Origin of the sequence: Collinsella tanakaei (assembly GCF_016902615.1) — a bacterium.
Classification (GTDB): domain Bacteria; phylum Actinomycetota; class Coriobacteriia; order Coriobacteriales; family Coriobacteriaceae; genus Collinsella; species Collinsella tanakaei_A.
Window position 1 is genome coordinate 49,435 of sequence record NZ_JACJMB010000014.1, and the last position, 10,188, is coordinate 59,622.

8 protein-coding genes are annotated in these 10,188 nt (G+C 59.7%); 4 read left to right on the top strand and 4 right to left on the bottom strand.

The annotated features are described in order from the left end of the window. Positions 1-52: 52 nt before the first annotated feature. Both H6A21_RS06290 and H6A21_RS11220 read left to right on the top strand, forming a co-directional pair. Positions 53-991 (top strand): hypothetical protein, encoded by a 939-nt coding sequence (locus H6A21_RS06290; protein WP_204561445.1) that lies wholly within the window; start codon positions 53-55, stop codon positions 989-991. After that, positions 891-2,813, top strand: a complete 1,923-nt coding sequence (locus H6A21_RS11220; RefSeq protein ID WP_204561447.1) for an S-layer homology domain-containing protein — start codon at positions 891-893, stop codon at positions 2,811-2,813. Before H6A21_RS06290 ends, H6A21_RS11220 begins: the two co-directional genes overlap by 101 nt. A 125-nt stretch (positions 2,814-2,938) precedes the next feature. On the opposite strand, the gene H6A21_RS06300 is transcribed toward H6A21_RS11220, so the two are convergent. From H6A21_RS06300 to H6A21_RS06310, 3 genes are all read right to left on the bottom strand, one after another. After that, positions 2,939-3,091 carry a hypothetical protein gene (locus H6A21_RS06300; protein WP_204561449.1) on the bottom strand — a complete coding sequence of 51 codons (153 nt, stop codon included), beginning with the start codon at positions 3,089-3,091 and terminating at the stop codon, positions 2,939-2,941. A 434-nt stretch (positions 3,092-3,525) separates the two neighbouring features. After that, positions 3,526-5,295 (bottom strand): GmrSD restriction endonuclease domain-containing protein, encoded by a 1,770-nt coding sequence (locus H6A21_RS06305; RefSeq protein ID WP_204561450.1) that lies wholly within the window; start codon positions 5,293-5,295, stop codon positions 3,526-3,528. A 94-nt stretch (positions 5,296-5,389) separates the two neighbouring features. Then, positions 5,390-6,211, bottom strand: coding sequence for a helix-turn-helix domain-containing protein (locus H6A21_RS06310; RefSeq protein ID WP_204561452.1), 822 nt, complete (start codon positions 6,209-6,211; stop codon positions 5,390-5,392). Positions 6,212-7,048: 837 nt separating this feature from the next. Here H6A21_RS06310 and H6A21_RS06315 point away from each other — a divergent pair. Beyond that, a complete protein-coding gene (locus tag H6A21_RS06315; protein WP_204561454.1) occupies positions 7,049-8,440 on the top strand; it encodes an aminopeptidase in 1,392 nt (463 codons plus the stop codon). A 105-nt stretch (positions 8,441-8,545) separates the two neighbouring features. Here H6A21_RS06315 and H6A21_RS06320 read toward each other — a convergent pair whose 3' ends face one another. Then, positions 8,546-9,550: a Gfo/Idh/MocA family protein gene (locus H6A21_RS06320; protein WP_204561456.1), complete on the bottom strand. Its 1,005-nt coding sequence runs from the start codon at positions 9,548-9,550 to the stop codon at positions 8,546-8,548. Here H6A21_RS06320 and H6A21_RS06325 point away from each other — a divergent pair. Beyond that, entirely contained in the window at positions 9,494-10,036 is a 543-nt protein-coding gene (locus H6A21_RS06325) for a hypothetical protein (protein WP_204561458.1), read from the top strand. The genes H6A21_RS06320 and H6A21_RS06325 overlap by 57 nt on opposite strands. Positions 10,037-10,188 lie beyond the last annotated feature (152 nt).

Sequence of the window (10,188 nt, forward strand, 5' to 3'; positions counted from 1 at the left end):
CGCCAGAGCACGACGGCAACCTACTCAGGGCTAATTTTTGGAAAGAGACCCTATGACAAAACCCATAATCCGTCGCATCGCATACAAAGCGATTCCCGCATGCATCGTCGCAGGACTCGGCATCGGCGTCCAAGTCTCCCCTGCCCTTGCGGAGAGCCCAGCAATTAGCACAACCGAAGAGGACGGGGCGGTCAAAACCGAATCAACCTGCACAGGCATCGCTAAAGATACCAAGGAGCCCACTAATCACGACACGCTTGCAGATGCCTTGCGCAAGAATTATAGCTACATACAGCTCAATCGGAATGTTACTGAGAATATCAGGATGACTGAAAACTCAGAGCTCGATCCCTATTATCAAGATACGATCGTCATGAACGGACATAAAGTCGAGGGCACCGACCAAAGCACGCCGACGCTCTACAACGAGAGCAGACTCGAACTAAGAACTGAAGTGCCTTGGGATGTAGATTTAGTCAGAACCAGCAAACTTTCGTCCGCCGCTGGCAAGGACACCAACCCTGTGATCTATAACGGCCCGAAAGGAGAATTAGATACTCGCAATATCGACGTGACGGGCATCGTCGAAAACAACGGATTCCTCAGAATCAACGGCGGCACGTTCTCGGGCTCCATCGTCAATCACGGCAGTGCAGACGGCGACGGCGGCTCCATCTACATCCTTGATGGCGATTTTACCAGCTGCAACATCGAGGAGATAAACGGCGAAGACGGCATCATGGCGACAGGCGGCACATTCTCGTCCTCCTTGACGAAGGATGACATGATTGGGTTACTGACTGAGAGCAGCTGCGTCAAACAGAACGATAACGGCACTTGGACTGTGTACCAACCCCTCAACGAGAAGCTCCAGGAGGGGGACCTACTACGTGGCCACGGACGAACGGCAATGCTACATTACGGGCAACTGTATCGCGCCAGGTTTTCGCTCTTACCACATCGACGACAATACCTATCTGGTCGTTCGTGACGACCTCGCCGAAGGCAGCATCTGCTATATCGAAGGCGAGGGCGGCACCAAAGAAGGGGAATTCTCCTCGCTAGACGCGGCGCTCAAAGCGGCGCAACCCGGCGACACGGTCTGCCTAGCTGAAGACATCAAGGTTAGCGAGCCCATCACCATTCCGGACGGCGTGAGCATCAACGGCAAAGGCCATGAACTCAGGTTCACTGGCGAAATTGGCACCGACGCATTTATTATCGTAGAGGGCGCAACCCAAGACATCTCAATCAAATATTTAAACCTCTACTGCGAGAAGCGCACGGACACCGCAATACTTGTCAAGGACTGCACGGGTCCCGTCGACCTCCATCAGCTCCACGTCTCGGTCCCCATCGACTACGGCATCACCGTTGACAGCTCGAACGTAAGACTGACGAATTCTCTCATCGATCCCTATGGCTATAATGACATGAAAGCCACCATCAACTACCTCAAGGGTGGAGACAACCTGGGCAAAGTGGAATATAGCGGATGCACCAGCACGAATCCTACTTTCCTTCTCATCAACCCAGAAGATCTTACAAAGATCATGAATGACGTTAACGAGCAGTACGGTACCTGCCTTTACAGCCCGGAGCAAGCAGTCCGCTGGCTCAACCGCACAGGTATGCTCGGTGATATCTACTACTGGCCCAGCGATGGGCACGCTGCCGACCATTCCCCGTCCAGCGGCGACGTGCTCGAGCCCGTCGTCGTCTCAAGCTCCGACCATGGCACGGCAACAGCCGACTCCGTCGCGTCGGGCACTATGTCGACCCTCCATATGACGCCCTATGCAGGCTATGAGGTCTCCTCGGTGACGATTAAGGATATCGACGGCAACGACGTTGAAGTTGTTGAGAATGAGAACGGCTCCACGGAATTCAAGATGCCCTATGGCGGCGTGACCATCTGGGTCACCTACAAGTACATTGGTAATCCGACCCCAACCCCCGATCCCAATCCTGAGCCCGAGCCGGATCCCGACCAGGACGTCGAGATTCCCGAGACCGAAGGCGGCGCGGTCGAGGTCGCACCCGTCCCCACAGGCGAGACCGCCACGGTCGTCGCCAAGCCGGACGCCGGCCAGGAAGTCCGCGACGTCATCGTCACCGACAGCGAGGGCAACGAGGTCGAGACCTCCGTCGACGAGGACGGCAACGTGACGTTCGAGATGCCCGAGGGCGGCGCGACCGTCGAGGTCGTCTTCGGCTGCGACGGCGGCGACCTGTGCGTGGCCCATAAGTTCAGCGACGTCACGCATGACGACTGGTTCCACGACACCGTGGACTGGGCGCTCGACAACGGCATCTTCCACGGCTACAACGACACGTCATTCGCCCCGAACGACACGCTCACCCGCGAGCAGGCCGCAACCGTCATGTACAACTACTTCGGCGGCGCTGCCGGCTCCCCCGGTTCCGGCTTGCCCGATGTCGAGGGTGACGAGTGGTACACCGATGCGGTCAACTGGGCCGTCGAAAACAGCATCATGACCGGTTACTCCGACTCCGGCGAATTCGGCATCGGCAACGGCCTGTCCCGCGAGCAGTTCTGCACCGTAATCGTCAAGGCCATGGGCGCAGATCTCTCCGACGTGGACCTCTCGGTCCTCGACCGTTTCACGGACGCGGACTCGGTGTCCTACTGGGCGAAACCGGCTGTCGCCTGGGCAGTCCAGAACGGCCTCATGAACGGCGTCGAGAACCCCGACGGCACTCGCTCGCTTCAGGGTATCCGCGACATGACCCGCGCTGAGATGGCGACCATGATGAAGAACGCCGTCGACGCGGGCGTGCTCACGAAGTAAGCGCGCTGGATATCCGATTATCATCAGCCAGAACGGGAGGGTCCGAATGGGCCCTCCCTTCTTTTGTGCCCTGTTGGGGCGCATCATCTAAAATCACGCCTGCAGGCAGCTCGTTCAGCCCCACCCTATTCAGCAGGGCAATCGAACGGCGCCGCGCCGACCATTCCCTCAGACACGTTCGTTTTACCTGCCAGCGAATCAGGGCGAAGCCCGTCATCTTGCAGCAACACCGCGTTCTGCATCACAGCCAGCAAAAAGAATCCACCCAGCTCTTCCAACCCGTTTCGATCGGGACGCGGAAAACCTCACGGTATTCCTGCCTTATGAAGGCTTGTAGCAGTGTTCGGCGAACTCAACAAACAATCGATTCCAGCCTCACCCATGTGCGTAACGAGATTGAGTCGGTATCCAAGAGACGGGGCTTTCCCCTGACCTCAAAGAGGATTCCATGGGAGACACATTCACAAACCATTCCGGGCGCCCGAGGCCGTTGTCGATGAAGAGCGCCACCACGCGGTGCACCCTCTTGTCGAAACCCGCCTCCATGACGTTGTCGTCCACCATGCTGGTTGGCAAGAGCGATGTTGACGGAGTCCTCTCCGGCTCTTTATTGCATCAGTAGTTTGTGCCACGTTCTCCGTGCGGACATGACGCGAACACGTTACGTTTTCCGTCGGCGCAAACTCCGGAATCCTTAATTTCGCACCCTCCCCTATAGCCTTTCAAACGCCGTCTTCGCCAACTGCGCCATAAGCCTCCTGCGCTCCTCAAGGAACTCCTCGTATGCCATGTTCTCAAAGTCCAGGGGCAGCGCGTGTTCGCGGCAGTTGCGCTCATATTCTTCCTGACCGAGCTCGGCGCGATAGCGCCCGACGTATTCGGCTGGATCATCGTCGGATATGTAGATGTTGGTCGCATAGTCGATGAGCGTGAAGTTGGCCTTGTTGCTACGTTTGGCGAGCTGTCCCTTCTGTTTGAGGAAGTTATCAGGGAAGATATGATGCTTGTCGACCGCCTTCTTGGTCCCAGAGGCACCAATTGTAAGTATCTGAGAGAGTGGCACGGTGCCGAACAGCGATTTCGCACCGAGAATTACCTGGGAGGCAACGAAGCCCTGCCACGCCGGGCCCATGGCCTCATTGGAATCGAGCGCGATAGGCATGGTGATCCGGAAGAAGTCATCGGTAAGCTGGGCTGCAATCTCGCGCTCGAAGTAAGCCTCGAACTCCCCCGCGCTCGACAACTGTTTCACATCGTTAAGCTGCCGCTCAAAGTTGGTCTCAAAGGATCCGACATAGAACGACGTAATGGAACTCGCAAAGAACCAGCGGCTCGCAAGCCTACGAATTGCGAGGGCATCCATTCCGAACTCATATTTGCCGATAAGGTAGAAAGCGTAGCAGAACGCAATGGCATTAGCAGACGTCGCCTGCTCAGAGCAAATGTAACCCGCCTGCCCCAACGCGGTAATGAAAGCATGCCAGTCATTAAGATTGAGCATCTTGGAAAGCGCATCGCCGAACGTTGCGAAGTTCTCCTCGCGCTTAGCCTCGCTAGTGACCTTGGTCTCCAAGTCTCGACCACGTAGAATCTGATACGCATAGCGAAGTCTACCGCGCTTGAAACCGACACCCACTGTCGTGCGGATAACATGCGTAGGTGTGACCTCGACAAGCGGATTATACGAGGTTCCCTTTGCGGGCACATGGCTATCGGCGCAGAACTTCTCGATGCTTTCGCGCATATGGGGCTCGTACACTGAAAGCAACGTCATGATGAAGTCATCCTGCTTAAGTGTCTGGCCTTGCGAATTCACACGTACGAAGATGTCGGACACCATCTCCTCATCCGCTTGAGCGCTGATCTCAAGCGTTGGAATGGGATACCGTTCAAGCGAAAGAAGCTCGTTGAGGCCATTCTCAATCTGGTACTGCTGATCAGTCGAAACGGGCTCTTCGCCCTTTTTCGCGTTCGACTCGTTAAGGCCATCCACAAAAGCCTGTCTGAAGGCCGGCAGAGTCATATCGTGGTAGGCTGCAAAGACTTCCGACACGGATGAGATATAGCGCGGATCGCGGTCCGTAGATGCGTCAGCATTCTTAAATGAGCGGTCAAGCGGGTTGAATGCAATTCGGATGGAACGCGTCTTGTAACTACTGTCGCGCACCTCGATACCGTAAAGCGCGGCAAGCAGGGCGGTCAGTCGTTGCTGGCCGTCGATGACGAGCGACTTAGGAACCTTATACACCTTGTTGTTATCGCCGATGTACTGACTCTTGCCATCCATATCCGCAGGAGAGTCCCAGAGCATGATATAGCCAATAGGATAGCCGCGAAGCATAGAGTCAAGAAGGTCGCGCACCTTGTCGTTCTTCCAAACAAACGGACGCTGCAGGTCGGGCAGGCCGATTCTCCCCGTACGGACATCATCAAGAACGCTGCCGATGGAAAGGCTTCTTGCGTCATAAATGGGATTGCTCATCGCATGCTCCTGGATCACGATCTCATTTCTCTATCGAACTTGAGCCAAGTCACTTTCTAACATGTCAAAAGTGTACGACAGGAAAAGCTGTATATCATTTCACGTAGAACTGGGGAATGAACCAACGGTCGAAGTGATACTCATCCCCCTCGGGAATCCATCTCCGATTGTCGAGAAACATCGAGAAATCATCATCGCCGCATAGGGCTTCAGGCCATTCGTCCCAATCCTCACTTTCAGAAATCGGCTCGCCATCAACGTCTTCCCCGCAGGCATCGACTTCTTTGCTCTTAAGCCATTCGTCGACGGCATCGAACGCGTTGTCTCGGATCACTCGAACGAGAAGCTCCTCAGCAACAGTATGCGCATAGCAATCGTGTCCGTAATGAAGCCGCTGTATTAAATCGTACAGAGCCGCTCGCAAGCGATAGATGAATTCATAATCGTACCGCACGAGAAACTGCTTCGGCATATAGCCGACAATCCAGCTAGAGCCCAGTTGGCCGATATGAGAACCCTTAGACATCTCTTGTAGTTCAGAGAGATCCTGGCTCAATAGGTCATAGACAAAATCGCTCCCCAAAGCAAAGGAGACCGCAGCGGGGCGACCGAATACCTCGCAAAGGACGGGCGACCAGGCCTCGTGCTTCTCGTCAATCGATTCAATCCAGGCATATTCGTTGGAGTCGTCGTTCACGTTATCTTGATCCAACGGTAGCACCGTCCAACCAAGTGCCCTGCAGACACCCTTCACCTTGTCGTTACGAATTGATCCAGCAGATTCATAGCGATACCAAGTCTTAACGCCAATACCGGCACGATTCGCAGCCTCCTCGATACTCAAGCCCAAAGCTTCCCGCCTGTTTTTGATCTTTACAGCCAATTGCGCGTCGATCGTAGTTGTCCTCGGAGGCATAAGAACTCCTTCCACAATTGTCGGTACATGGTTAGTTTATGTCACTATCATTCGAAGACAAGCCGCTCATGATCAGCTATCCACAGGCGGTACGATATCCTGCGCGAGCGTCACCGAGGTAGGACGATTGCATCATCATGACTTCAGCGAGCAGTAACCTAGATTGGCAACGGCAGGGATGATACCGCAGGTCAGCTGTCGACAGCACCGGATGTAAGGCGGCTTGGCACTGCCACCGTTGACCTGCTTGGCACACTATTGTGTACCGACGTTCAAGACAGCGTGAAATTGCTGCTGACTTGCCCCACCCCAGCGGACCGCTGGCGCCCTTGCAGAGGACATCCGCCATCAAGCCGCCCAAGGAGATGGAGACGGGTACTCCCACCCCCTTCCTTCCGATTTCGCTTTGGACCCAAGCTGCGGTTACGAACACATGTAAGCCGCTCGTCCCCACGAGCGGCTCGAAGCCGGAGTAGGGCCAGCCCCCTGACCATCGTTATCGCGTCCTTGCCGTCCATATTTCAAAGTCCCGTGTGTTCGAGTGAAGGAAACGCTGTCGTAATACCGTAATACGGATTTCCAGACTAAAGACAATCTTGAAAGTGCTTCCCGTTATCGCATTGTTCGCATTACCCACAAGGCGCTCTCAAAACTAACGCCACGAGCCTCCTCGAGAGCGCTCGACTTCAGGATGATCTCGGTAAACAAAGAACACTCTATCGCTTCCGCCCGTCCGCGAAATCGTCGACACGCCTCTCTCTCCCATCCATCCCCTCCCCACCCCTCCGTGCTACCATACCCAGCGGAACCATTCCCTACCCACAAGGAGGCATCCCTATGGAGCGTCCGAACGCCTGGAAGAAGTACAGCGAGGCCGATGTCGCTGAGCTCGAGAAGCTCTGCGGCGACTACCGTGCCTTCATCAGCGCCAACAAGACCGAGCGCGAGTGCGTGACCGCGAGCGTGAAGCTCGCCGAGGCCGCCGGCTACGTGAACCTCGAGACCGCCGTCGCCGAGGGCCGCACGCTTTCCGCCGGCGATAAGGTCTACGCCGTCTGCCACAACAAGACCATCATGCTCGTGAACCTCGGCTCCGCGCCGCTCGAGCAGGGCGTGAACATCCTCGGCGCCCACGTCGACAGCCCGCGCCTCGACCTCAAGCAGAACCCGCTCTACGAGGCCGGTGACATGGCCTACCTCGACACACACTACTACGGCGGCGTGAAGGCCTACCACTGGGTCGCCACCCCGCTCGCCATCCACGGCGTCATCTGCAAGAAGGACGGCACCACCGTCGAGGTCGCCGTGGGCGAGGACGCATCCGACCCCGTGTTCTGCATCTCCGACCTGCTGATCCACCTGGCGAGCGACCAGATGAAAAAGCCCGCCTCCGAGGCCGTCGACCATGAGAACCTCGACGTCATCGTGGGCGGCCGCCCCGTCGTCATCGAGGGCGATGACGAGGTGAAGGAGCCCGTCAAGCAGATGCTGCTCGACATCCTCTCCGAGAAGTACGGCGTCGTCGAGGAGGACTTCCTGTCCGCCGAGCTCGAGGTCGTTCCCGCCGGCGCCGCCCGCGAGATGGGCCTCGACCGCTCCATGATCTTGGGTTACGGCCAGGACGACCGCGTCTGCGCCTACACCTCGCTCGCCGCCCAGCTCGCCGTCGACACCGTCGAGCGCACGAGCGTCACCCTGCTCGTCGACAAGGAGGAGATCGGCTCCGTGGGCGCCTCCGGCATGACGAGCCGCTTCTTCGAGAACACCATGGCCGAGATCATCGAGCTCGCCGGCCAGATGAGCCCGCTGGCGCTCCGCCGCTGCCTGGCGAACTCCCGCATGCTCTCCTCCGACGTGTCGGCCGGCTTCGACGCCCTCTACGCTGACCGCTTCGAGAAGAAGAACGCCGCCATCATGGGCCACGGCCTGTGCTTCAACAAGTACACCGGCGCGCGCGGCAAGTCCGGCTCCAACGACGCCGATGCCGAGTACATGGCGCTCGTCCGTGACATCATGGACGAGGCCGGCGTCGACTTCCAGACCTGCGAGCTCGGCCGCATCGGTGCGGGCGGCGGCGGCACGATCGCCTACATCCTCGCCGAGTACGGCATGGACGTCATCGACTCCGGCGTGGCCGTGCTCTCCATGCACTCCCTGTGGGAGGTCACGAACAAGGCCGACGTCTATGAGGCATACAAGGGCTACAAGGCCTTCATCAGCCGCGCCTAGGGACGGCTGGCACCCCGCTCGCACGCGCCCGCACGACCACCCCGGCCGTGTGGGCGCCTTCGTATGCCGAGGCGGGACGCGGGCCGCCGCAACGACGCGCGTCGCCTATCCCTGCCGCGACGCCGCCCTGATAGCGTCCAGGATCTCGGCGCAGCGGACGGATGCGGCAAGCGGCATGATGGGGCTTTCGGCCGCACCCGCGCGCACAAGCTCGCAGAAGTGCGCGATCTGCGGGTAGAAGTCGTCCACCTCATACGGCACGCGCAGCTCGCGCGGCTCGGCATCGGCCGGGCACATGACGCGCAGCGCATCCGGACGGTGCGGCAGGTTCACCTCGATGGCGCCCTCCGTACCCACGACGAGCGCCGACCGCGGGCCGGGGCGGTCGCTGCCGCACTCCAGAAGCGCGCTCGCGCCCCCGGGCGCGGCGAGCTCCGCGCGCACCCACACATCCACCCCGCGGCTCAAGGCGCATTCCGCGCTTGTGACCGCAAGGTCTGCGGGCAGAAGGTCTGCCAGCCAGCTCGCGCAGTATATGCCCATGTCCAGCAGCACGCCGCCCTGCACGGGGTCGAAAAAGTACGAGGAGGCCGCGAGCGCCGCCGGGTCGGATTCGCCGAGCAGCCGCACCTCCACGCGCCTGACCTCGCCGATCGCGCCCGCATCCAGCAGGCGGCGAAGCTCCCGGTACGCCGGCTCGAAGCGCGCCTTCATGGCCTCCATGAACAACGCGCCGCACCCGCGCGCCGTATCGGCTATCGCGCGCATCTCGTCCGCCGAGAGCGCTGCGGGCTTCTCGCAGAGCACCGCCTTGCCCGCCGCGAGCGCGCGGGCGGCCCACACGCGGTGCAGCCCGTGCGGCAACGCGAGGTAGACGGCATCGATATCGGGGTCGGAAAGCAGCGCTGTGTGGCCGGCATCGGGCCCGTCGACATCGCTGTACGCCGCCTTCGCACCGAACTTACGCGCGAAGGCGCAGGCCTTCGCCTCGGAACGGCAGCTGATGGCGCGCAGCTCGGTGCCCGGCACCCGCTCGAGGCTTTTCGCGAATCGGTGCGCGATACCGCCCGCGCCCACGATGCCCCAGCGCACCGTCGTCATCTGAACCATAGGCAACCCTTTCGATCACCCGCCGCCTGCCTGCACGCGGCGCCCCAACCACTCTACCCCGCGCGCCGTCTGCGCGCCACCAGGCCCGCGCCGGAGGAGGCGCGCATCGACCTGCAGGCGCAGACCGAGTCCGCCTACGACTTCTTCCGGGCCCAAGGCTCGGACGTCGCCGCGGGGCTGCTGAACGGCGCGGTCGGCCCGCGCGTGATGAAAGACGGCACGTACCTGCACAGCTACACGCAGCTCGGGTCGGCCACCGACGCCACGTCGCTTGCCAACATGCTCGCGTCGCTCGACATGCTCGAGGAGATGAACAAGGTCCGCACGCAGGTCGAGCATATCGGCGAGCTCAAGGTCACCGACACCGCCATGGCCTATACGATGCTCGCGGCGAACTGGTCATCGTGCGCGACGGCACCTACGCGATCGCCGGCGCCGCCATCGCGGGCACCGGAAACGTCCGCTCGGTCAACCTCGCCGACGTGAACCGCCCGCTCGACGCGGGCAGCCACACGGGGACGGTCGCGGGCGAGAAGACCTACACCGTGGCGCAGTACCGCGCCCGCCCGCAGTCCTACATCGACCAGATAGGCGGTGTGGACGAACCCGACGAGCCCGACACCCCCACCACCCCGGAC

What these genes read in the sequence shown, in the direction of transcription:
- H6A21_RS06310 (WP_204561452.1), bottom strand. Translation starts at nt 6,211, where the DNA reads ATGCCTCCGAGGACAACTACGATCGACGCGCAATTGGCTGTAAAGATC.
- H6A21_RS06290 (WP_204561445.1), top strand. Translation starts at nt 53, where the DNA reads ATGACAAAACCCATAATCCGTCGCATCGCATACAAAGCGATTCCCGCA.
- H6A21_RS06305 (WP_204561450.1), bottom strand. Translation starts at nt 5,295, where the DNA reads ATGAGCAATCCCATTTATGACGCAAGAAGCCTTTCCATCGGCAGCGTT.
- H6A21_RS06315 (WP_204561454.1), top strand. Translation starts at nt 7,049, where the DNA reads ATGGAGCGTCCGAACGCCTGGAAGAAGTACAGCGAGGCCGATGTCGCT.
- H6A21_RS06320 (WP_204561456.1), bottom strand. Translation starts at nt 9,550, where the DNA reads ATGGTTCAGATGACGACGGTGCGCTGGGGCATCGTGGGCGCGGGCGGT.